Origin of the sequence: Pseudomonas sp. HLS-6, from assembly GCF_002753995.1 — a bacterium.
GTDB classification, from domain to species: domain Bacteria; phylum Pseudomonadota; class Gammaproteobacteria; order Pseudomonadales; family Pseudomonadaceae; genus Aquipseudomonas; species Aquipseudomonas defluvii.
Genome location: NZ_CP024478.1, coordinates 1,499,427 through 1,520,474, shown reverse-complemented (window position 1 = coordinate 1,520,474; position 21,048 = coordinate 1,499,427). Strand labels below are relative to the sequence as shown.

Annotated in this window: 24 protein-coding genes; 14 read left to right on the top strand and 10 right to left on the bottom strand. The window is 59.3% G+C overall.

All coding sequences use genetic code 11. The features are described from left to right. Positions 1 to 397: 397 nt before the first annotated feature. Positions 398 to 658 carry a DUF2790 domain-containing protein gene (locus tag CS390_RS07015; RefSeq protein ID WP_065760735.1) on the top strand — a complete coding sequence of 87 codons (261 nt, stop codon included), beginning with the start codon at positions 398 to 400 and terminating at the stop codon, positions 656 to 658. A gap of 89 nt (positions 659 to 747) precedes the next feature. On the opposite strand, the gene CS390_RS07010 is transcribed toward CS390_RS07015, so the two are convergent. After that, entirely contained in the window at positions 748 to 2,319 is a 1,572-nt protein-coding gene (locus CS390_RS07010; protein WP_065760734.1) for a sigma-54-dependent transcriptional regulator, read from the bottom strand. Between the two features lie 270 nt (positions 2,320 to 2,589). On the opposite strand from CS390_RS07010, the gene phhA reads away from it, so the two are divergent. The 4 genes from phhA to CS390_RS25265 all read left to right on the top strand — a co-directional run bounded on the left by phhA (position 2,590) and on the right by CS390_RS25265 (position 5,321). Next, entirely contained in the window at positions 2,590 to 3,378 is a 789-nt protein-coding gene (gene phhA, locus CS390_RS07005) for a phenylalanine 4-monooxygenase (protein ID WP_099773875.1), read from the top strand. 43 nt (positions 3,379 to 3,421) lie between these two features. Next, entirely contained in the window at positions 3,422 to 3,778 is a 357-nt protein-coding gene (locus CS390_RS07000; protein ID WP_065760732.1) for a 4a-hydroxytetrahydrobiopterin dehydratase, read from the top strand. Continuing rightward, the gene (locus CS390_RS06995; protein ID WP_099773874.1) at positions 3,778 to 4,971 is read left to right on the top strand and encodes an amino acid aminotransferase; all 1,194 of its coding nucleotides are present in this window, start codon (positions 3,778 to 3,780) and stop codon (positions 4,969 to 4,971) included. The genes CS390_RS07000 and CS390_RS06995 overlap by 1 nt, the downstream gene beginning before the upstream one ends. 218 nt (positions 4,972 to 5,189) lie before the next feature. Further along, positions 5,190 to 5,321, top strand: coding sequence for a hypothetical protein (locus tag CS390_RS25265; protein ID WP_256587578.1), 132 nt, complete (start codon positions 5,190 to 5,192; stop codon positions 5,319 to 5,321). Between the two features lie 70 nt (positions 5,322 to 5,391). Here CS390_RS25265 and arfB read toward each other — a convergent pair whose 3' ends face one another. The 7 genes from arfB to CS390_RS06960 all read right to left on the bottom strand — a co-directional run bounded on the left by arfB (position 5,392) and on the right by CS390_RS06960 (position 12,395). Then, positions 5,392 to 5,805, bottom strand: a complete 414-nt coding sequence (arfB, locus tag CS390_RS06990; protein WP_065760730.1) for an alternative ribosome rescue aminoacyl-tRNA hydrolase ArfB — start codon at positions 5,803 to 5,805, stop codon at positions 5,392 to 5,394. Between the two features lie 91 nt (positions 5,806 to 5,896). Further along, on the bottom strand, positions 5,897 to 7,318 hold the full coding sequence (locus CS390_RS06985; RefSeq protein WP_099773873.1) for an amino acid permease: 1,422 nt from the start codon (positions 7,316 to 7,318) through the stop codon (positions 5,897 to 5,899). A 755-nt stretch (positions 7,319 to 8,073) separates the two neighbouring features. After that, positions 8,074 to 9,123 (bottom strand): 23S rRNA pseudouridine(2605) synthase RluB, encoded by a 1,050-nt coding sequence (gene rluB / locus CS390_RS06980; protein ID WP_065760907.1) that lies wholly within the window; start codon positions 9,121 to 9,123, stop codon positions 8,074 to 8,076. Between the two features lie 146 nt (positions 9,124 to 9,269). After that, the gene (scpB, locus tag CS390_RS06975) at positions 9,270 to 10,037 is read right to left on the bottom strand and encodes an SMC-Scp complex subunit ScpB (RefSeq protein ID WP_065760906.1); all 768 of its coding nucleotides are present in this window, start codon (positions 10,035 to 10,037) and stop codon (positions 9,270 to 9,272) included. Positions 10,038 to 10,061: 24 nt separating this feature from the next. Beyond that, positions 10,062 to 10,793, bottom strand: coding sequence for a ScpA family protein (locus CS390_RS06970; RefSeq protein WP_176717454.1), 732 nt, complete (start codon positions 10,791 to 10,793; stop codon positions 10,062 to 10,064). Between the two features lie 95 nt (positions 10,794 to 10,888). Further along, positions 10,889 to 11,518, bottom strand: coding sequence for an L-threonylcarbamoyladenylate synthase (locus tag CS390_RS06965; RefSeq protein WP_099773872.1), 630 nt, complete (start codon positions 11,516 to 11,518; stop codon positions 10,889 to 10,891). 13 nt (positions 11,519 to 11,531) lie between these two features. Further along, positions 11,532 to 12,395 (bottom strand): PHP domain-containing protein, encoded by an 864-nt coding sequence (locus CS390_RS06960; protein ID WP_099773871.1) that lies wholly within the window; start codon positions 12,393 to 12,395, stop codon positions 11,532 to 11,534. Between the two features lie 66 nt (positions 12,396 to 12,461). Between CS390_RS06960 and CS390_RS06955 the strand changes: the two genes are divergently transcribed. The 6 genes from CS390_RS06955 to CS390_RS06930 all read left to right on the top strand — a co-directional run bounded on the left by CS390_RS06955 (position 12,462) and on the right by CS390_RS06930 (position 16,499). Beyond that, a complete protein-coding gene (locus CS390_RS06955) occupies positions 12,462 to 13,058 on the top strand; it encodes a septation protein A (RefSeq protein WP_099773870.1) in 597 nt (198 codons plus the stop codon). Between the two features lies 1 nt (position 13,059). Then, on the top strand, positions 13,060 to 13,359 hold the full coding sequence (locus CS390_RS06950) for a YciI family protein (RefSeq protein ID WP_099773869.1): 300 nt from the start codon (positions 13,060 to 13,062) through the stop codon (positions 13,357 to 13,359). A gap of 123 nt (positions 13,360 to 13,482) precedes the next feature. Further along, positions 13,483 to 13,884: a translation initiation factor 2 gene (locus tag CS390_RS06945; protein WP_065760900.1), complete on the top strand. Its 402-nt coding sequence runs from the start codon at positions 13,483 to 13,485 to the stop codon at positions 13,882 to 13,884. A gap of 7 nt (positions 13,885 to 13,891) precedes the next feature. Further along, on the top strand, positions 13,892 to 14,569 hold the full coding sequence (locus tag CS390_RS06940; protein ID WP_065760899.1) for a response regulator transcription factor: 678 nt from the start codon (positions 13,892 to 13,894) through the stop codon (positions 14,567 to 14,569). A 121-nt stretch (positions 14,570 to 14,690) separates the two neighbouring features. Continuing rightward, on the top strand, positions 14,691 to 15,104 hold the full coding sequence (locus CS390_RS06935) for a Spy/CpxP family protein refolding chaperone (RefSeq protein ID WP_065760898.1): 414 nt from the start codon (positions 14,691 to 14,693) through the stop codon (positions 15,102 to 15,104). Positions 15,105 to 15,167: 63 nt separating this feature from the next. After that, entirely contained in the window at positions 15,168 to 16,499 is a 1,332-nt protein-coding gene (locus CS390_RS06930; RefSeq protein WP_099773868.1) for a HAMP domain-containing sensor histidine kinase, read from the top strand. A gap of 31 nt (positions 16,500 to 16,530) precedes the next feature. Here the strand turns inward: CS390_RS06930 and CS390_RS06925 are convergent, their stop codons facing one another. Continuing rightward, positions 16,531 to 17,094, bottom strand: a complete 564-nt coding sequence (locus CS390_RS06925; protein ID WP_099773867.1) for a nitroreductase family protein — start codon at positions 17,092 to 17,094, stop codon at positions 16,531 to 16,533. A gap of 100 nt (positions 17,095 to 17,194) precedes the next feature. Between CS390_RS06925 and CS390_RS06920 the strand changes: the two genes are divergently transcribed. After that, a complete protein-coding gene (locus CS390_RS06920; protein ID WP_099773866.1) occupies positions 17,195 to 18,649 on the top strand; it encodes a TrkH family potassium uptake protein in 1,455 nt (484 codons plus the stop codon). A 4-nt stretch (positions 18,650 to 18,653) separates the two neighbouring features. Here the strand turns inward: CS390_RS06920 and CS390_RS06915 are convergent, their stop codons facing one another. Next, the gene (locus CS390_RS06915) at positions 18,654 to 19,676 is read right to left on the bottom strand and encodes an AraC family transcriptional regulator (RefSeq protein ID WP_099773865.1); all 1,023 of its coding nucleotides are present in this window, start codon (positions 19,674 to 19,676) and stop codon (positions 18,654 to 18,656) included. Between the two features lie 160 nt (positions 19,677 to 19,836). Here CS390_RS06915 and CS390_RS06910 point away from each other — a divergent pair, with 160 nt between their 5' ends. After that, positions 19,837 to 20,148: a DUF962 domain-containing protein gene (locus CS390_RS06910; protein ID WP_065760893.1), complete on the top strand. Its 312-nt coding sequence runs from the start codon at positions 19,837 to 19,839 to the stop codon at positions 20,146 to 20,148. Between the two features lie 93 nt (positions 20,149 to 20,241). Continuing rightward, positions 20,242 to 21,006 carry an AraC family transcriptional regulator gene (locus CS390_RS06905; protein WP_099773864.1) on the top strand — a complete coding sequence of 255 codons (765 nt, stop codon included), beginning with the start codon at positions 20,242 to 20,244 and terminating at the stop codon, positions 21,004 to 21,006. Positions 21,007 to 21,048 lie beyond the last annotated feature (42 nt).

Genomic DNA, 21,048 nt, shown 5'->3' with positions numbered 1-21,048 from the left:
GTTGTTTTTGTATGACCCCGATGTAACTGTACCAGAGCCGCACAGACCATTCGACATTGGTAGTAACAAAGCAGTCTTTTCAGTCAATATTTGACAGAAATGGCTCTAAATCAAGCCTTACAGAGAGATGCACCACTTAGATTTGCAGGCGACGACCAAGATTACCAGTCGATTGTTACAGTTTCCGTCAATAGTGTTTATCAAAAGTGCATCTGTTTACCACCACGACCCCGCCCTAAAATTCACCTCGCCAGCAACGGCAACGCGATTAACAACTTGTTACAGCCCCCACGAAGGCCCGTTAATCACGCATTAATTTTGAGCATTAACTCTGTTGTTGCACACGTAGCTCCACAAGGGCTACGTGCCCCTTAAGACCTAGACAGGTAAAATGAACATGAAAGCTTTACTGGTATTGGCACTCGGCACTGTTTGCGCATCCGCCATGGCTGATGAAGTTGCAAATAATGCGGCCGAGCAAATTCCGGTTGAACAGTACAGTTACTCGCAACACTTGGACATCGCCAAAGTTATTTCCATGAGCGAAATTCCAAATGTGTGTGAAGTCGTCCCAGCACGCATGACCTATGAAGACTCGCAGGGCCAAAAACACATTCTCGAATACCGAGTAATGGGTAACGGTTGCTCCAACGGCTGATCGCCGGAGCCACTGACCGCAGCGCCTCGCTTCCCGAAGAACGAGGCGCGCTGCGCCCCTCCTGAAACGCAAGCAACTGCTGGCACACTTTACTCAGCGCCACCCGCCCCTGACTTTCCAACCGCGTGCTCACGCAACTTGTTGGCAATCGTGGTATGTGAAACACCCAGCCGCTTTCCCAAAGCGCGACTGCTTGGATACTCATCCAACAAGCGCTCCAATACCGCTTTTTCAAAACGCCCCACTATTTGCGCAAGATCGCCCTCCAGGGAAAACTCACCCAAGGGTTGACGCGCACCGTAGTCCGGCAAGCGAATATGTTCAGGTTTCACAATGCCTCCATCACACAGTGAAACCGCCTGAAATAAAACATTCTCCAATTGACGAACATTACCAGGCCATTGGTACTGACTCAGACGCTCCATCGCCGCAGGCGCCAACTTCGGTAACGCACAACCAATCTGCCGACTGGCCTGATCCAGAAAATGCTCGACCAGTGGCGGCAATCCATCGAGGCATTCGCGCAGTGGCGGAATATGCAGCGAGAGCACATTCAGGCGGTGATAGAGATCCTGGCGAAACTCACCGCGTGCGCACAACTCGGACAGGTCAACCTGAGTAGCGCAGATGACCCGCACATCCAGATACACCTCCTCATCACTGCCCACCCGACGGAAACAGCCATCCTGCAGGAAGCGCAGCAATTTGACCTGCAAGCGCGGGCTCATCTCGCCAACACCATCGAGAAACAGCGTCCCTCCCGCCGTCAGCTCCAGCAGCCCCAATTTGCCCTCGGCGCGAGCGCCCTCAAAGGCGCCCGGGCCATAGCCGAACAACTCGGTCTCAGCCATCGACTCAGGCAGCCCGGCACAGTTAAGCGCCATAAGCGGCGCCTGCCCGCGCGGACTGGCCAAATGACAAGCGCGAGCCAGTAGCTCTTTGCCTGTACCGGTCTCACCCTCGATCAGCAAGGGCGCATCCAGAGGTGCCATCCTGCGCGCCTCACGCACCACGGCAGCCATGACTTTCGAACTTTGGAAAATGCTGTCGAAGCCTCGCAACTCCTGTTTGCGCACATTGTAGATCCGCTCACCAATGCGATCGGCACGGTGCAAAGTCAGTACCGCGCCCGCCAGCGCTTCACTGTCATCATGCTCAGACTGCAAGGGCGCGATGTCTGCCAAAAAGACATCGCCTTTGACCTTGACCCGCAAGCCATTGATGCGTGACTTGTTCGCCCGCACCAACTCCGGCAAGTCGAAATCCTCGGCATAGCGGGACAAGGGAATACCCGGCACCTCATCGACCCGCACCCCCAGCAATTGCGCCGCGGCACGGTTGGCGGCAACGATCGAGCCCCCCATGTCGATGGACAACACCGGGAAATCCAGGGCACCAAGCAGCGCATTGAGCTCCATGTGACGACGCTCACTGGGCATGAGCCCGACGCGCTTCACACCGAACACACCGGCAATCGACTCGAATTTTGGCCGCAGGGCCTGGAACTGCAGATTGATCAGGTTCGGACAATGCAGGTAGATCGCATTGCCATGCTCCCCACCCACCTCGCCACGAGCAACGTTGATACCGTAATCCACCAGCAGGTTGAGGATGTCACGCAGGATGCCAATGCGGTTTTGGCAATGCACTTTGATACGCATGAAATGTCCTACAAGTAAGGCTTCGCTCGGCAACTATTCACACAAGCGCTAGAATTACTGTAAAGAATACGTGACAAATCAACCCAACCTCAATGGCATACGAGCCTTTGATTACCGAAGCAGTGGAGAATCGTAAAGTTATCGTTACAGAAAACCCGTCCTTTCGAGTAGATGCTCCGCCCTGCCCCAGGTGCAAACGCATCCGCGAAAGGCTATCTCTAGGGCCATGGCTTGACCCATAACAATAAAGGCCCTCAGCAGGAGAGCAGCATGAAACAGACGCAATACGTGGCTCGCGAGCCCGATGCGCAGGGGTTCATTGACTACCCGCAGGAAGAACATGCGGTGTGGAATACCCTGATTACCCGCCAACTGAAGGTCATCGAAGGCCGTGCGTGCCAAGAGTACCTGGATGGCATTGATCAGTTGGGCCTGCCTCATGACCGCATCCCGCAACTGGGCGAGATCAACAAGGTACTGGGCGAAACCACGGGTTGGCAGGTTGCCCGCGTGCCTGCGCTGATCCCCTTCCAGACCTTCTTTGAACTGCTCGCCAGCAAGCGCTTCCCGGTCGCCACCTTCATTCGTACCCGTGAAGAACTCGACTACCTGCAAGAACCGGACATTTTCCATGAGATTTTCGGCCACTGCCCGCTGCTGACCAACCCCTGGTTCGCCGAATTCACCCACACCTACGGCAAACTCGGCTTGAACGCCACCAAGGAACAGCGCGTCTACCTGGCTCGCCTGTACTGGATGACCATTGAATTTGGCCTGGTGGAAACGCCGCAAGGCCGCAAGATCTATGGCGGCGGCATCCTTTCCTCACCGAAGGAAACGGTCTACAGCCTGTCCAGCGAGCCTGAGCACCAGGCCTTCGACCCGCTCGAAGCCATGCGCACGCCCTACCGTATCGACATCCTGCAGCCCCTGTATTTTGTGCTGCCGGACCTGAAGCGCCTGTTCGACCTCGCCCACGAAGACATCATGGGCATGGTCCAGACTGCTATGCAGCTAGGCCTTCACGCACCGAAATTTCCACCGAAGGTAGCCGCCTGAGCTGCCCATTCATACCCATAACAAACCACTTGCGGAAATACCTATGAACGCCTTGAACCAAGCCCACTGCGAAGCCTGCCGTGCCGATGCCCCACAGGTCAGCGACGAAGAATTGCCGGTACTGATCAAACAGATTCCGGATTGGAACATCGAAGTTCGCGACGGCATCATGCAGCTGGAAAAAGTTTTCCTGTTCAAGAACTTCGCCCACGCACTGGCCTTCACCAATGCGGTCGGGGCAATCTCCGAAGCCGAAGGTCATCACCCAGGCCTGCTGACCGAGTGGGGCAAAGTCACCGTGACCTGGTGGAGCCACTCGATCAAAGGCTTGCACCGCAACGATTTCATCATGGCCGCCCGCACCGACGAAGTCGCCCAGACCGCCGAAGGTCGCAAGTAATGCACTTCGACGCCATCGCGCGCGTACCGGGCGACCCAATCCTGGGGCTGATGGAGGCCTATGCCAAAGACAGCAACCCGAACAAGTTCGACCTTGGCGTCGGCGTGTTCAAGGATGCTCAGGGGCTGACACCGGTCCCTGTTGCGGTGAAAGTTGCCGAGCAACGCCTGCTCGACAACCAGGCCAGCAAGAGCTACGTCGGAGGTCATGGCGACGCTGCTTTCGGTCGCCTGATCTGTGAACTGGTGCTGGGGGACGAGTCGCCGCTGCTACCAGCGCAACGCGTCGGTGCCACCCAGACACCAGGAGGCACAGGTGCTTTGCGCTTGTCTGCGGAGTTCATCAAGCACTGCCTGCCGGGCCGCGGCATCTGGCTGAGCGATCCGACCTGGCCCATCCATGAGACCCTCTTTGCCAGTGCCGGCCTTGCGGTTCATCACTACCCCTATGTGGGCGCAGACAACCGCCTGAACGTCCCGGCCATGTTGGCGGCACTGGAGTCTGCCCCCAAGGGCGACGTGGTACTGCTGCACGCCTGCTGCCACAATCCGACCGGTTTTGACCTGTCACAACAGGACTGGCTGGCCGTGCTGGAGGTCGTTCGCCGTCGAGAACTACTGCCACTGATCGACTTCGCCTACCAAGGCTTTGGCGATGGGCTTGAGGAAGACGCCTGGATGGTACGGCGGTTCGCTGCTGAACTGCCTGAGCTACTGATCACCAGCTCCTGCTCGAAGAACTTCGGCCTGTACCGGGAGCGCACGGGTGCCCTGCTGGTCTGCAGTGGCGACGCCCAGAAGCTGTTGGATGTACGCAGCCAATTGGCCCTGCTGGCCCGCAACCTCTGGTCAACGCCACCCGACCATGGCGCCGCCGTGGTTGCGCAGATTCTTGGCGATCCGGGATTGAAACACCTGTGGGTAGAAGAAGTGGACGCCATGCGCCAGCGCATCGCCCAACTGCGCACAGGCCTGGTCGAGGCACTGGCACCACACGGCCTGGGGGAGCGTTTTGCCCACATTGCTCAGCAACGGGGCATGTTCTCCTACACGGGCTTGTCTGCGGAACAGGTCACGCAACTGCGTGAGCGACACAGCGTCTATCTGGTCAGCACAGGCCGGGCGAACATCGCCGGCGCAGATGCTGCACGACTGGACGCACTGGCAGCAGCCATTGCCGACGTCTGTCGCTAACCCCAAGCAGGCCGTTCTCCGCAAGGGAACGGCCTCGCTGACGAAACACCCCCACGCACTAGCACCCACCAGCCACGCCGACCACGCCCAAAGTATGAGCTGCCGATTGGCAGTAAAACTCATACTGTCACGCAGACTCCTGTATCCTGCCGAGGCTTTTTGCAAAGCCATGCGTGTATTGCGCAGCCTTTCCACTCACACTTGCGAGGAACGACGAGATGCATGAAATCCCGAATCTTCCCTTCCCAAGCCTGAACCCCGCCGAGCAGGAACCTGCTCTTCATAGCGCCGAATCAGCCAATGCTGCTGACACCAACGGCGAAGAACTCCCGAGCGCCGACCAGGAATAACCGCGCACAGAGGGTGTGAAAACCAGTATCGGGGCAACCCAGCCCGCGGTTTTCACACCACCAAGCCCCCTCAGTAATCCACCTTGCCCCGCCCAGCCTTTACCGTTCCACGCTTGCTCTTGCTCTCCAGCCTGCGGGTCTTGGAGCCCAGCGTTGGGCGCGTCGGCCTGCGCACCTTCTCAACCTTGACCGCTGCCTTGATCAACTCGAGCAGGCGCTCCAAGGCGTCGGCGCGGTTCTGCTCCTGCGTACGGTACTGCTGAGCCTTGATGATGATCACGCCCTCGCGGGTGATACGGTGATCACGCAGCGCCAGCAAACGCTCCTTGTAGAACGTCGGCAATGACGAGGCCTGCGTATCGAAACGCAGGTGCACGGCACTGGACACTTTGTTGACGTTTTGCCCACCAGCACCTTGGGCACGGATCGCGCTCAGTTCGATTTCGTCGTCAGGAATATGCACAGCATTGGATATGATCAGCATGGGTCTGGCTTGAAGAGAACAGCCTTCAGCATACCCCATAAAAACCAAAAGCCCGGCACAAGGCCGGGCTTTCGAACAGCGTCGCAGCGTGTTACTTGGCTGTGGCGCTCACAGCGGCAACGGATGCCTGGGCGCTACGCTTGTTCTTTAGCACGTAGCAACCCCACATTACCACCACCCACACAGGGATGGCGTAAACCGATACCTGGATGCCCGGGATCAGCAGCATGATGCCAAGGATGAAGAGCACGAAAGCCAGGCAGATATAGTTGCCATAGGGGTACCACAGCGCCTTGAACAGCGAAGTCTGACCGGTACGGTCCATGTGCTGGCGGAACTTGAGGTGCGAGTAGCTGATCATCGCCCAGTTGATCACCAGGGCTGCAACCACCAGCGACATCAGCAACTCCAGCGCATGCTGCGGGATGAAATAGTTGAGCAGAACAGCAACCAAGGTCACACCGGCCGAGGCCAGAATCGAGCGCACCGGCACACCACGCTTGTCGATTTTCGCCAGGCCTGCAGGAGCATCGCCCTGCTCAGCCATACCGTAGAGCATACGGGCATTGCAGTAGGTGCCGCTGTTGTAGACCGACAGTGCCGCCGTCAGTACCACGAAGTTGAGAATATGCGCGGCGGTGTTGCTACCGAGCAGGGAGAACACCTGCACGAATGGGCTGCCACTGTACGCGTCACCAGAGCTGTTCAGACTGGTCAACAAGCTATCCCATGGAGTCAGCGACAACAGTACGACCAAGGCGCCGATGTAGAAAATCAGGATACGGTAGATGACCTGGTTGATCGCCTTGGGAATCACGGTTTTCGGCTTGTCGGCTTCGGCCGCAGTGAAACCGAGCATTTCCAGGCCGCCAAAGGAGAACATGATGATCGCCAGCGCCATGACCAGGCCACTGACACCATTCGGGAAGAAACCACCGTGATCCCACAGGTTGCTGACCGAAGCTTGCGGACCACCACTACCACTGACCAGCATGTAGCTGCCCAGGGCGATCATGCCGACGATCGCCAGCACCTTGATGATCGCGAACCAGAATTCAGCCTCACCAAAGACTTTGACGTTGGCCAGGTTGATCGCGTTGATCATCACGAAGAAAACGGCTGCCGAAACCCAGGTCGGGATCTCCGGCCACCAGTAGTGGACATACTTGCCGACTGCCGTCAGCTCCGACATGCCCACCAGGATGTACAGTACCCAGCAGTTCCAGCCAGAGAGGAAACCGGCGAAACCACCCCAGTATTTGTGGGCGAAATGGCTGAACGAACCGGCAACCGGTTCCTCGACGATCATCTCGCCGAGTTGACGCATGATCATGAACGCGATGAAGCCACAGATCGCGTAACCAAGAATCATCGACGGGCCCGCCGACTTCAGCACGCCTGCCGAGCCGAGAAACAGCCCGGTGCCAATTGCACCGCCCAGGGCGATCAACTGGATGTGGCGATTTTTCAGGCCGCGCTTGAGCTCACCTGAATGCGAGTTTTGTCCACTCATGAACGGAGTCACCTGTTTGTTTTTATCTGTGACGGAATCGGACCCACCGCACTCGTGGCGCAGCGGAATTAACAAGGTGGTAGACCTTGAGGGTTCTTGGACGGGGTCGGTCATACGGGCGGCAGCCCGGACGAATTAGCCTGGTGTCAGCAAGATTGCGCGGTACGCATTGGGGTCACAGTTAAAACGCGGCGCATTGTATACCCCTGCAGTCGGGCAGGGGTCAACACGTTGCGTTAATGTCTGCTGACAAAACGCACCGGTCCTGTGGGAGAGGTGAAGCCTGGAAGTGTGTCTGGCGTGCATGGCGCCTCCGATTGTTCTTATTAGCAGCCCAGGCTCTTCGGCCCGGCTTTGCACACGGCAATGGCGCACATATCACCGCGCCCGGCAGACGCGAGCAAGCCATTGACGCTAACGGAAAGCGCAACGAGAGGGGATTTTCGGCAAGGTTTTGTTACAGCTGCAGGCGATGGCCGATTTGACGGGGAAAAAACGGCATTCTTGTAAATATTTTCTTACAAGACGGTTCAAAAACTTTCCGCACTGTGGAGGGCAGGCTTGCCTGCGATAGGGTCAGCGGGGTGTCAGCCAGTGCGCGGGGGCTGTATCGCGGGCAAGACCCGCTCCTACAGCGACAGAGTCAGCGAGGTGTAAGCCTGTGCGCGAGGCCTTTGCCTTAAAAAACAAACCCCCGCTAAAAAGCGGGGGTTTGTCAGCAGCCTGAGCCAACCCGAAGGTGGCTGTGGTAACGCTTACTCAGCGCGTGGCGGCTTGCCACGGCTGCTGCCTGGACGCTTCGGCGCAGGCTTGCGCTTGTTCATCTCGCTGGGACGCTCAGCGACAGTAGAACGCCCCTTGCGTGGCGCCTCCTCGCGTGGCTGACGTGCTGGACGCTCGGTCGCACCGTCTTTGGCTGGACGCAGTGTACGCACACGTTCACCACGGCCAACTGGCTTGGACGATTTACGCTGCATCCGCTCAAGCTTGTCCTTGACCTTGGCTTTCATGGCCGGCATGGCGACTGGGGTCAGGCCCACTTCGGCAGCCAGGATATCCACTTCGCCCTGGCTCATTTCGCGCCAGCGGCCCATCGGCAGATCGGAGTTGAGGAACACCGGGCCGAAACGCACGCGCTTCAGACGGCTGACCACCAGCCCCTGGGATTCCCACAGGCGACGAACCTCACGGTTGCGCCCTTCCATCACCACGCAGTGGTACCAATGGTTGAAGCCTTCACCGCCAGGCGCTTCCTGGATGTCGGTGAAACGAGCCGGGCCGTCTTCAAGCATGACGCCGTTTTTCAAACGGGTCAGCATGTCTTCGTCGACCTCACCACGCACACGCACCGCATACTCGCGGTCCATTTCGTAGGACGGGTGCATCAGGCGGTTGGCCAGTTCACCGTCAGTGGTGAACATCAACAGACCCGTGGTGTTGATGTCGAGACGACCGATGTTGATCCAGCGGCCTTCCTTCGGGCGAGGCAGGCGGTCAAACACGGTCGGACGGCCTTCCGGGTCGTCACGGGTGCAGATCTCACCATCAGGCTTGTTGTACATGATCACGCGGCGCACGGTTTCGGACGCCTCTTCTCGCTTGATCAGGCGGCCATCGACCGAGATGGCGTCGTGCAGGTCGACGCGCTGGCCAAGGGTGGCTGCAACGCCATTGACCTTGATGCGACCTTCACCGATCCAGGCTTCCACATCACGACGCGAGCCCACGCCAATACGTGCGAGCACTTTTTGCAGTTTCTCGCCGGCTGGACGGGGTTGGGGTTCTTGCAGGTCTTGTTCACTCATCTGGGCACCTCCCGGTGTACTGAAAATCATGGTGTGGGCACACTGATGCCCAAACGGGCGAGAATGATACGCCGAACGCAGACGCGGCGCATCACAGACGCATTGAAAATCGCCGGCCAACGGGCATTTTCCGCTCGAAGGTGAGCTCAGTCGCGAGGCAAATCTTCGACAGATTCCGCTTCTTCAGCTGGCGGCGAGGGTTCATCGAGCAGGTCCTCGAAGTCGGTCTTGAGCCCCTCCTCCATCGAGTCGAGCTCAACCAGCAGGCTGTGAAAACTGGTTTCCTCGCGCTCGGCTTCGGGCTCGGCACTGGCATCCGCCAGCGCCTGCAGATGAGCAGGTACGGGAGCATCGTCCGGATCAAGCAGCGGCTCGGGTTCCATTTCCCTCAGTTCGGCCAGTGGCGGAAGCTGGTCGAGGCTCTTGAGGTTGAAATGATCGAGAAAGGCCTTGGTGGTAGCGAACATTGCGGGCCTACCCGGCACTTCCCGGTAGCCAACGACACGAATCCACTCGCGCTCCAACAAGGTCTTGGTGATGTTGCTGTTGACCGCCACACCGCGCACGTCTTCGATCTCGCCACGAGTGATGGGCTGGCGATAGGCGATCAGGGCCATGGTCTCCAGCAGCGCACGTGAATAGCGCTGCGGACGCTCTTCCCAAAGCCGCCCAACCCAGGGGGCATAGTCTTCGCGAATCTGCAGACGGTAGCCGGAGGCCACCTCCTTGAGTTCGAACGCACGGCCATTGCAGGACTTGCGCAGCACTTCCAAAGCCTTTTTGAAGACCGCAGGCTCCGGGCGCTCGGCTTCCTCGAACAGCTCAAAGAGCCGCTCCAGCGATTGCGGCTTGCCCGACGCCAACAGAAAGGCCTCAAGCAGGGGCGCCAGGTCCCGCGGGTCGTTCAGGTTCATTGCCATGCTCGTTGCTTGTAGGGGTTACTCGGCACGCGCCCGGACATGGATCGCGGCAAAGGGCTCATTTTGCACCAGTTCGATCAAGGATTCCTTGACCAGCTCAAGGATCGCCATAAAGGTCACTACAACGCCCAGCTTGCCTTCTTCTGCCGTAAACAGCTCGACAAATGGCACGAAACCGCCGCCCTTGAGACGTTCAAGCACCTCGCTCATGCGTTCCCGAGTGGACAGCGCCTCGCGACTGACCTGGTGGCTCTCGAACAGATCGCCACGGCGCAGGACCTCGGCCATGGAGACCAGCAGCTCTTCAAGGCTGACATCAGGCAGCAACTTGCGCACCTTGGCTTGAGGCGCCTCAAGCCTGGGCACGATCACATCACGCCCCACGCGACTGAGCGCGTCAATACCTTCGGCGGCGGCCTTGAAGCGTTCGTACTCCTGCAAGCGGCGAATCAACTCGGCGCGCGGGTCGTCTTCCTCGGCCTCGATCTCCGCCGAGCGCGGTAGCAGCATGCGCGACTTGATCTCGGCCAGCATCGCCGCCATGACCAGGTACTCGGCAGCCAACTCCAGGCGCACGCTCTTCATCAACTCGACGTACCCCATGTACTGGCGTGTAATTTCGGCCACAGGGATGTCGAGAATGTCGATGTTCTGCTTGCGAATCAGATAGAGCAACAGGTCCAGAGGCCCTTCAAAGGCTTCAAGAAAGACCTCAAGCGCGTCCGGCGGGATGTACAGGTCCACCGGCATTTCGGTCAGGGCCTGGCCATAGACCAGCACCAGCGGCAACTCTTGCTGCGCCCCTGCCTGTGGATCGACCAGCGACTCGGTGATGACGGCCTGGCTCACGCTTCGACCAGAAAAGGGGCAGGGTCGCCGCAGCCCACGCGCACCACTTCCGGCTCGCCCTCAGCCAGATTGATGACTGTGGACGCCTTGAGGCCGCCAAAACCACCGTCGATGATCAGGTCGACATGGTGCTCCAGGCGCTGGCGCATTTCATATGGGTCAGTCATGGGTTCGTCATCACCCGGCAAGATCAGACTCACGCTCATCAAGGGCTCACCCAACTCTTCAAGCAGCGCCAGCATGATCGGATGATCCGGCACCCTGAGGCCGATGGTACGGCGCTTTTCATGCATCAATAACCGTGGCACTTCACGGGTAGCATTGAGGATAAAGGTGTATGGCCCCGGCACATGGGCCTTGAGCAAGCGAAAGGTACCGGTATCGATCTTGGCATACAGCCCCAACTGCGACATGTCACAACACAGCAGTGTGAAGTTGTGGTTTTTGTCCAGCTTGCGCAAATGCCGAACCCGTTCAATGGCATTTTTGTCGCCGATCTGGCAACCCATTGCATAGGCCGAATCGGTGGGGTAGATCACCACCCCCCCCTTTCGGATAATCTCCACGGCCTGCTTGATCAGGCGCGGCTGCGGATTCTCCGGATGAATCTGGAAAAATTGACTCACATTTTCTACCTGTTCAGACCGCGTCGTTAGGCTGCTCATGCTTGAATCGGCGCCATAGAGGCGGCAGATCCTCGGGCAATGGCCGGTAGACACCGATCTCCGACCAGGCGCCCGGACCATGGAAATCACTGCCGGCACTGGCCAGCAGACCGAATTCACGGGCCAGGATGGACATAGTGCCGACCTGTTCAGCTGGCATCATCCCATTCACCACTTCCAGCGCTTGCCCGCCTGCTTGAATATAGTCGGCAATCAGCCGACGGCGCTTGCTGCGCGTAAATTCATAGTGCAGCGGGTGCGCCAAACTCACCCAGGCGTCCGACTGACGCAAGGTTTCAACGGTGTCCTCCAGGCTCGGCCAGTGCTGCTTGACGTCGCCCAGCTTGCCAGCCCCGAGCCATTTGCGAAACGCCTCTCCACGATCCTTGACGTAACCGGCACGCACCAGAAATTCGGCAAAATGCGGTCGGGCCGGGGCATTGCCGCTGTCGCCGAGCTCTTTCTGAATGTCCCGGGCACCGTCAAGCGCCCCGGTCATGCCTTTCGCCGCCAACCGTCGGTCGATTTCCTCGGCACGCAACCAGCGCCCCTGATGCAACGCTTCAACTGCGGCATTCAGCGGTGCGGCATCGAGTGGAAACCCATAGCCCAGCACATGAATGGTGGCACCGCCCCAGGTACAGGACAGCTCTACGCCACTGACCCACTGCATGCCCAGCGCACGCGTGGCGGTACGCGCTTCAATTTGCCCTTCAAGGGTGTCGTGGTCGGTCAGGGCCAATGTCCGCACGCCGTGTTCATGAGCCCGGGCGACCAGAGCCGTGGGCGACAAGGCGCCATCGGAGGCCGTACTGTGGCAGTGCAGATCAACATTCATAGGTGGCGCTTTCGCTGTCATTGATGTTTGTTATTATGCCGTCACATCCTGCTTCTGGCTGCCACTGTGAAACAATTCATCGATTTCATCCCGCTGATCCTGTTCTTCATCGTCTACAAACTTGAACCCCGTGCCGTCGAAATTGCCGGCCACGCCTTCGAGCTGGGCGGTATCTATAGTGCTACAGCGATGCTGATCATCAGCTCACTGGTGGTCTATGGCGCGTTGCTCATCCGCCAGCGCAAGCTGGAAAAAGGCCAATGGCTGACCCTGGTCGCCTGCCTGGTATTTGGCGGCCTGACACTGGCCTTCCATAGCGAGACCTTCCTGAAATGGAAAGCGCCGGTGGTGAACTGGCTGTTTGCGCTGGCCTTTGCCGGTAGCCACTTCGTCGGCGATCGCGTGCTGATCAAACGTATCATGGGGCACGCCCTGACGCTGCCGGCCCCGATCTGGAACCGCCTGAACGTCGCCTGGATCTTCTTCTTCCTGTTCTGTGGCGCCGCCAACCTCTTCGTCGCATTCACGTTCCAGAGCTTCTGGGTCGACTTCAAGGTGTTTGGCAGCCTGGGCATGACCGTACTCTTCCTGGTCGGCCAGGGCGTGTACCTGTCCCGCCACCTGCACGACAGTGACACCACCACATCGAAAACCGAGGACTGACATGCTCTACGCCATCATCGCCAGTGACGTTGCCAACTCGCTGGAAATCCGCCTGGCTGCGCGCCCTGACCACCTGGAGCGCCTGCAGCAACTCAAGGCTGAAGGCCGCATCGTACTGGCAGGCCCGCACCCGGCCATCGACAGCAACGATCCTGGTGCAGCGGGTTTCAGCGGCAGCCTGATCGTCGCTGAGTTCGAGTCGCTGAGCGCCGCTCAAGCCTGGGCTGACGCCGACCCGTACGTTGCCGCCGGGGTTTATGACAAGGTTATCGTCAAGCCGTTCAAGCAAGTCCTGCCGTAATGCCAGAGGCGGTGCGCACAACAGCGCACCGCCTGCCAGCATGCCTTTCTAGCGCCAATCGCTCATCATTCTCGTTAAACGGCCGACAACCTCTGGAACACTCAAGTGGAATCAGGAGTTCCGATGCGTCAAGGTCCGTTGTCCCTGCTGCTGTCCCTGTTGCTGTTGAGCCCGCTTGCTCAGGCCGAAGAGGCCGTTGCCAGCACCCCGCTGTCACTCAGTGCCGGCAGCCAGATCACCGAGCTGCAACAGCGTTTGAAGGAAAGCGAAGCACAGCGCCAGGCGCTGACCCAACAACTGCAAACACTCGATAACACACGCGAAAGCACTCAGCTGAGTGAACTTCGCCAGGAAAACCAGCGCTTGAAGGCTCAGGTCAAGGCGCTGCAAACCAACAGCCCGATAAAACTGTTGACCGATCAACAGCAATGGTTCGTGATTGGCGGTGGAGTTGCCCTCTTGGCAGCACTCTGCGGTATCTTTGCCAGCGGCAGCTACAGACGGCGCCGGCAATGGTTGAATTGAGTGAGACATGAGCGAGCTGTTACTGATCGACGATGACGAGGAACTCTGCGAGCTGCTGAGCAGCTGGCTGACCCAGGAAGGTTTTCAGGTGCGTGCCTGCCACGATGGCCAGAGTGCGCGCAAGGCCTTGGCCGAGTACGCGCCAGCCGCAGTGGTGCTGGACGTGATGCTGCCCGACGGCAGTGGCCTTGAAGTGCTCAAGCAACTGCGCAGCGAGCATGCCGAGCTGCCTGTGGTGATGCTGTCAGCTCGCGGCGAGCCACTCGACCGCATTCTCGGCCTGGAACTGGGCGCCGACGACTACCTCGCCAAACCCTGTGACCCTCGAGAACTGACTGCGCGCCTGCGCGCGGTGCTGCGGCGCAGCCACCCGGCAGCGCCACCCAGCCAACTGGAAATCGGTGACCTGAGCTTCAGCCCGGCCCGCGGTGTCATCAGCATCGACGAACATGAGCAAACCCTGACCCTCTCCGAAAGCCGCATTCTCGAAGCCCTGCTGCGTCAGCCCGGCGAGCCGCTTGAAAAACAGGAGCTTGCACAGATCGCCCTCGGACGAAAACTTACGCTCTACGACCGCAGCCTGGACATGCACGTCAGCAACCTGCGCAAAAAACTGGGCCCACACCCGGATGGCCGCCCGCGAATTGTCGCGCTGCGTAGCCGTGGCTATTACTACAGCCTCTAATTGTCAGGCCGAAGCCAACGACTCTTTACCCAAGCTTTACGCTTGCCTGACCGCCGCTGACCTTGATCTCCCTACACTGAGCACATCCGGCCACTACCGGCTTCAGACAAGGAGACTCACCATGCGCAAGACCCTGATCGCCCTGATGCTCGCTGCGACCCTGCCAACGGTCGCCATGGCCATGCCCGAGGGCGGCCCGCACCAAGGCGAACACCACCGCGGCGGCGCGCCCTTTGCCCAACTGGACCTAACCCACGAGCAACGCCAACAGGTCCGCAAGCTGATGGGCGAACAAATGAAAGAGCGTCACGAAATCACCCAGCGCTACCTGGAGAAACTCCCGGCAGCCGATCAAAAAGCCATGAAAGACGAGTTGAAGGCCAAGGAAGACAAAACCCAGGCTGACATTCGTGCACTGCTCAAACCCGACCAGCAAAAGCAGTTCGACGAAATGAAGAAGAAAGAGGCTGAGCGCCGCGCCGAGTGGAACGAGTTCAAAGCCTGGAAAGCTGAAAAAGCCACCAAGGCCCAGTAAGCTGTGCCACAACTGCCCGGTCTGCCACCGCACACCGGGCATTTTCCGTTAGAGGTGCCTCCTTTGCGTTCATTGTTCTGGCGCATCCTTGCCAGTTTTTGGCTAGCCATCACGCTGGTTGCCGGCCTGTCGATCCTGTTGGGCCACATGCTGAACCAGGACGCCTGGATTCTCAGTCGTCATCCTGGGCTGAACACACTGGCCAAAAACTGGACCGAACGCTATGAGCGGGACGGCCCGGAAGTCGCTCAGGACCTGCTGGAACAGCGAAAACGGCAATATCACATCGACGTCCAGGTGCTGAACGACGGTGGAGATGCTGTCGTCCCCGGGACCTTCCCGCGCCGCGCCGCCGCCTTTGAGGCTCGCCGCCACAATGATGAACGGCAACTCCCCTGGCGTCGCCTCACAGAGGAGTACACCAGCCCCGACACGGGCGACACCTACCTGCTGATCTACCGAATCCCCCACCCTGAGCTCGACGCCTGGCACCGCGAAAGCCTGCTCTGGCCATTGAGCGCATTGGGCATTGCACTGGTCGTGCTGACCCTGTTCAGCCTGCTGGTGACCCTGTCGATCACTCGCCCACTGGGCAGGCTGCGCGGCGCAGTACATGACCTGGGGCAAACCACCTACCAACAGAACAGCCTGGCTCGACTGGCCAGCCGACGTGACGAGTTTGGCGTACTGGCCAACGACTTCAACCGTATGGGCGCACGTCTGCAAAGCCTGATAGGCAGCCAGCGCCAACTACTGCGTGATGTGTCGCACGAACTGCGCTCGCCACTGGCACGCCTGCGCATCGCTCTGGCCCTTGCAGAGCGCGCCGGGCCGGAACAACGCGAAGCGCTATGGCCGCGACTGACCCGTGAATGTGACCGCCTGGAAGCCCTGATCAGTGAAATCCTGGCATTGGCCCGTGTCGATGCCGAACAGGCCAAAGCCGAGCCGATTGACCTCTCGGCGCTGCTGCTGAACATACAGAAGGATGCTCTGCTCAATGCGCCAGAGCAGGACATACACCTGGACAGTGAGCCCGGGCTGGCACTTCAAGGCTGGCCGACACTGCTGGAGCGTGCGCTGGACAATCTGTTGCGCAATGCCCAACGCTTCAACCCACCAGGACAGCCCATTGAGCTCAAGGCCACTGGTGACAGTGAACGGATAGTTATCAGCGTGCGTGACCATGGCCCTGGTGTAGCCGGCGAACATCTCGAGCAACTGGGTAAACCATTCTTCCGAGCCCCTGGGCAAAGCGCTGCAGGTCATGGCCTGGGGCTGGCCATTGCACGGCGAGCAGTGGAACGTCATGGCGGCAGCCTCACACTGGGCAATCATCCGCAAGGCGGCTTTGTAGCAACCCTGACGTTACCGTCGCAAGGTGCTGCACAGTAACCTCATCGGGTTACTGGCAGCACAGAACGACTTAGCCCTGCATCGACCAGGCGCTGACAAAGTCCTCGGTGGCCAGTATCGGCGCTGTACGGGGTTCGTTCTGAGGCGTGCCCAGGTACAGGAAGCCAATAACCTCCTCGCCTTCGGCCAAACCCAGCCCCTTGGCCACATGGGCACTGTAGGACAGATCACCGGTACGCCACACCGCGCCAATCCCCTGGGCATAAGCCGCCAACAGAATACCGTGCGCCGCGCATCCTGCGGCCAGGCGTTGCTCCGACTTGGGCACCTTGAAGTGGTCCTGCAAACGGGCAATGACCACGATCAACAGTGGCGCCCGCAAGGGCATGGCACGGGCTTTGTCCAGCGTCGCCTGGGTCGCATCACCCTTGAGCTCGGTCGCCTCGACCAACAGCTGCCCCAGTTGTTCGCGAGCTGCGCCTTCGACGGTGAGAAATCGCCATGGCCGCAGTTGACCGTGATCGGGGGCACGCAAGGCTGCCTGAAACAGCGCCTCACGCTGTGCAGCATTCGGTGCCGGCTCCACCAGGCGTGGAACGGAAACACGGTTGAGCAATGCGTCGAGAGCCTCCATCGGCTACCCCCTGTAATTAAATGTGAGGCTATTCTAGCGTTTACATAAAAAGGTCCATAGGTAGAATGGCGCCTTTCCGCATCGAGTCAGAGCAGATCACATGGCGTTGCCGACCTTAAGGATCATTGGTTTCATTATCGGCATCTTCCTGATTACCCTGGCAATCAGCATGGTCGTGCCCATGGCCACCCTGGTGCTTTTCGAGCGCACCGGCGACCTGACCTCATTCCTCTGGGCCAGCCTGATCACCTTTCTGGCCGGCCTGGCACTGGTCGTTCCCGGACGTCCGGAGCACGTGCAACTGCGCCCACGGGACATGTACCTGCTTACCGTCAGCAGTTGGCTGGTGGTGTGTATCTTTGCTGCATTGCCCTTCCTGCTGACCCAGCACATCAGCTACACCGACGCTTTTTTCGAAAGCATGTCAGGCATCACTGCCACCGGTGCCACCGTACTCAGCGGCCTGGACACCATGTCGCCAGGCATTTTGATCTGGCGCTCGCTGCTGCACTGGCTTGGCGGTATCGGCTTCATCGCAATGGCTGTGGCGATTCTCCCGTTGCTGCGTATCGGTGGTATGCGCCTGTTCCAGACCGAGTCGTCGGACCGCTCGGAAAAGGTCATGCCGCGCTCACACATGGTCGCCAAGTCGATTGTCATGGTTTACGTCGGTTTCACCACCCTTGGCGCCCTGGCGTTCTGGCTCGCCGGCATGAACCCGTTCGACGCCATCAACCACGCCATGTCGGCCATTTCCACCGGAGGTTTCTCCACCTCCGACCAGTCTCTTGCCAAGTGGGACATACCCGCCGTGCATTGGGTTGCCGTGGTGGTGATGATCCTCGGCAGCCTGCCCTTCACCCTGTATGTCGCAACGCTGCGCGGCAACCGCAAAGCACTGTTCAGAGATCATCAGGTTCGCGGGTTGCTCGGCTTGTTGCTGGTCACCTGGGCAGTGCTCGGCATCTGGTACTGGGCCACGACCAGCCTCCACTGGCTCGACGCCCTGCGCCACGTAGCGCTGAACGTGACATCCGTGGTGACCACCACCGGTTTTGCCTTGGGCGACTACAGCCTCTGGGGCAACTTCTCGCTGATGCTGTTTTTCTACCTCGGTTTTATCGGCGGCTGCTCAGGTTCGACCGCTGGCGGGATCAAGATCTTCCGCTTTCAGGTCGCCTATACCCTGCTCAAGGCCAACCTGAATCAACTGATCCACCCCCGCGCGGTGATAAAACAGAAGTACAACGGGCATCGTCTCGACGAAGAGATCGTGCGCTCGATTCTGACCTTTTCGTTCTTCTTCGCCACCACGATCTGTGTCATTGCCTTGGCCTTGTCGTTGCTGGGCGTAGAGTGGATGACCGCTCTGACCGGTGCAGCAGCCACCGTTTCAGGCGTTGGGCCGGGACTGGGCGAGACCATCGGCCCTTCCGGCAACTTCTCCAGCCTGCCGGATGCGGCGAAATGGATTCTGGCGGGCGGCATGCTGCTCGGCCGTCTGGAAATCATCACGGTGCTGGTGCTGTGCATGCCAGCGTTCTGGCGTCATTGACCCGCTAAGCGCTCGGCACACACCCACTCAGGCGGGCCCGGTACTCTCCGGGCGTCTCATCAAACCAGCGGCGGAAAGCCCGAAAAAAGTTGCTCGGGTCAGCAAACCCCAGCAGATAGGCCGCCTCTAGCAACGTCATGCCCGGCTGGGCGAGGTACTGCTCAGCCAACTCACGGCGGGTGTCATCGAGCAAGGCCTGGAAGCTGGTGCCTTCTTCCTGCAATCGTCGCTGCAAGGTGCGCTGGGACAGGTGAAGCGCCTGGGCAACCATCTCCCGTTTCGGCTCGCCCTGAGGCAACATCCGGCATAGCACCTGACGGGCCCGATGCGTTACGCGGCTCTCGGAAAACCGCGCCAGGTACTCACCCGCGAAACGATCATGCAAGGCAGCCATGGCCTCGTTGGCGGTGGGCAATGGCGCTTCCATGTCTTTGCGCTCGAAAATCAACGCATTGTGCTCGGCACCAAACACCAGCGGGGCCTGGAAGGCCTGGCGATAGGGCTCCTGATCGACAGGCTCGGGCCCATGGATCAACACCCGCCGTAACTGGATAGGACGACCGCTGAGCCAACTGGACAGCGACAACGCACACGCCAACGAGGCTTCGGCGCTATGCCGGGTCGGCGGCAGGTGATCGCCATGCACCGTCAGCACCAATGCATAACCCTCAGGCTCCAGGCGAAACGCCAGATCGGAGCTTTCAGCAATGATTCGTTGATAACGCACCAGACGCTCGAACCCCTCCGCCAGGGTTCGACTGGACATCAACGCATAGCCGACGACGTGAAAGGAAGCCGGGCGCACCACACGGGCCAGGTTCAGGCCAATCGCCTGATTGCCGGACAGCTCCACTGCCAACTGCCAAAGGCGGGTCATGGAGTCCTGTGGAAAGCGCGCGTCGGGGTCATCCAACGCCGCAAAATCCAGACCAAGCTGGGCAAACATGGCACGACAATCGAGCCCTTCCAACTCAAGTGCCTTGACGATTCCCGTTGCCCAGCTTGCTGAAGTGGTTCTTACGCTCATGGCTGGCTTCTTTTAAGTTCACATACCGCGATGCGGTGAACCAGAAGGATACTAAAACGGCGCCTATTGTCACTGGCTGATGTAGCTAATGACTCTAGACTCAATTCAGGCTCCACGTCGTGTACCGTGGCCATATCCGATAAACCAAGGAAGCGTTATCGTGAACAGCCCTCAGCATTTCAGCAGTTTTGCCGAGTTCTACCCCTACTATCTGGGGGAGCATAGCAACACTGTCTGTCGCCGCCTGCACTTTGTCGGCACCAGCCTGGTCATCGCGCTGGCAGCCTACACGGTGGCCACTGGCAACTGGGCGCTGCTGCTGACGCTACCTGTTGCAGGCTACGGATTCGCCTGGGTCGGGCATTTCTTTTTTGAAAAAAACCGTCCAGCCACGTTCAGCCACCCGCTCTACAGCTTGATTGGCGATTTCGCGATGTACCGCGACATGCTGCGTGGCAAGATCACTTTCTAGCCCGGTGTTCCCGGCAAACTCGATTGTGCTGCTGAAAAGCGTGCCAGCCACCAAGAGATGTAAACTGCGCTGCTGCACTTCGAGGAAGCATCGATGAGCGCCGGCTCGATATTTACGCTGCGTCACTACAGTCATGACCTGATTGCCCACAGCCATGAGCACCCACAACTGGTGTTCGGTCTGCGCGGCCGCCTGGACTTCGAAGTCGAGGGACACGCAGGGCAAATCGAGCGTCAGGGGTTAATGGTGGTGCCCTCTGGCGCACATCACACCTGTGGCAGCCCCCAGGGCAGTCACTGCCTTGTACTGGATGTACCGGTGGGTCAATGGCTGGGGAAACGCCTTGGCGAGCACGCCGAAGCTAGCCAACGCCTGCTGGATCACCCCGGCGCAATCAACCTGAACAACCGCCAGCAGCAACTGGTCGACTGGCTGGCAGCAAGCCCGGTGAACGACCCGGTGATTGCCCAGCAGGGTGCTGTCTTGCTATTGGCCAGTCTCAGTGACGCCGCAACAACGCATGTGCCTGAGCGCCTGCTGCCCTACGCAGCCTTCGATGCCCACATTGAGCAGTATGCTGCCTACCCGCTTCAGGTAGCCGACTTGGCAAGGCTCGCCGGGTTGTCCAGTGCGCGACTGCACGCACGATTCATGGCCGAGTGCGCCATGACCCCGATGGACTATATTCGCCAGCGCCGCCTGATAAAGGCTCGCCATCTACTGAGAAGCACAACGCTGCCTATCGGTGAGATTGCCTGTCGCGTTGGTTACAGTTCGCAAAGCGCATTCGCTGCCGCCGTACTCAAGGTATTTGGTTGCACGCCTGGCGCATTGCGCCGAGAGCCCGGCGACAACTGACGCGAGGATCGCGACAGACAGGCAGCACAACCGACTTTTACA

What these genes read in the sequence shown, in the direction of transcription:
- CS390_RS07015 (WP_065760735.1), top strand. Translation starts at nt 398, where the DNA reads ATGAAAGCTTTACTGGTATTGGCACTCGGCACTGTTTGCGCATCCGCC.
- CS390_RS07010 (WP_065760734.1), bottom strand. Translation starts at nt 2,319, where the DNA reads ATGCGTATCAAAGTGCATTGCCAAAACCGCATTGGCATCCTGCGTGAC.
- phhA (WP_099773875.1), top strand. Translation starts at nt 2,590, where the DNA reads ATGAAACAGACGCAATACGTGGCTCGCGAGCCCGATGCGCAGGGGTTC.
- CS390_RS07000 (WP_065760732.1), top strand. Translation starts at nt 3,422, where the DNA reads ATGAACGCCTTGAACCAAGCCCACTGCGAAGCCTGCCGTGCCGATGCC.
- CS390_RS06995 (WP_099773874.1), top strand. Translation starts at nt 3,778, where the DNA reads ATGCACTTCGACGCCATCGCGCGCGTACCGGGCGACCCAATCCTGGGG.
- CS390_RS25265 (WP_256587578.1), top strand. Translation starts at nt 5,190, where the DNA reads ATGCATGAAATCCCGAATCTTCCCTTCCCAAGCCTGAACCCCGCCGAG.
- arfB (WP_065760730.1), bottom strand. Translation starts at nt 5,805, where the DNA reads ATGCTGATCATATCCAATGCTGTGCATATTCCTGACGACGAAATCGAA.
- CS390_RS06985 (WP_099773873.1), bottom strand. Translation starts at nt 7,318, where the DNA reads ATGAGTGGACAAAACTCGCATTCAGGTGAGCTCAAGCGCGGCCTGAAA.
- rluB (WP_065760907.1), bottom strand. Translation starts at nt 9,123, where the DNA reads ATGAGTGAACAAGACCTGCAAGAACCCCAACCCCGTCCAGCCGGCGAG.
- scpB (WP_065760906.1), bottom strand. Translation starts at nt 10,037, where the DNA reads ATGAACCTGAACGACCCGCGGGACCTGGCGCCCCTGCTTGAGGCCTTT.
- CS390_RS06970 (WP_176717454.1), bottom strand. Translation starts at nt 10,793, where the DNA reads ATGCCGGTGGACCTGTACATCCCGCCGGACGCGCTTGAGGTCTTTCTT.
- CS390_RS06960 (WP_099773871.1), bottom strand. Translation starts at nt 12,395, where the DNA reads ATGAATGTTGATCTGCACTGCCACAGTACGGCCTCCGATGGCGCCTTG.
- CS390_RS06950 (WP_099773869.1), top strand. Translation starts at nt 13,060, where the DNA reads ATGCTCTACGCCATCATCGCCAGTGACGTTGCCAACTCGCTGGAAATC.
- CS390_RS06945 (WP_065760900.1), top strand. Translation starts at nt 13,483, where the DNA reads ATGCGTCAAGGTCCGTTGTCCCTGCTGCTGTCCCTGTTGCTGTTGAGC.
- CS390_RS06940 (WP_065760899.1), top strand. Translation starts at nt 13,892, where the DNA reads ATGAGCGAGCTGTTACTGATCGACGATGACGAGGAACTCTGCGAGCTG.
- CS390_RS06935 (WP_065760898.1), top strand. Translation starts at nt 14,691, where the DNA reads ATGCGCAAGACCCTGATCGCCCTGATGCTCGCTGCGACCCTGCCAACG.
- CS390_RS06925 (WP_099773867.1), bottom strand. Translation starts at nt 17,094, where the DNA reads ATGGAGGCTCTCGACGCATTGCTCAACCGTGTTTCCGTTCCACGCCTG.
- CS390_RS06920 (WP_099773866.1), top strand. Translation starts at nt 17,195, where the DNA reads ATGGCGTTGCCGACCTTAAGGATCATTGGTTTCATTATCGGCATCTTC.
- CS390_RS06915 (WP_099773865.1), bottom strand. Translation starts at nt 19,676, where the DNA reads ATGAGCGTAAGAACCACTTCAGCAAGCTGGGCAACGGGAATCGTCAAG.
- CS390_RS06905 (WP_099773864.1), top strand. Translation starts at nt 20,242, where the DNA reads ATGAGCGCCGGCTCGATATTTACGCTGCGTCACTACAGTCATGACCTG.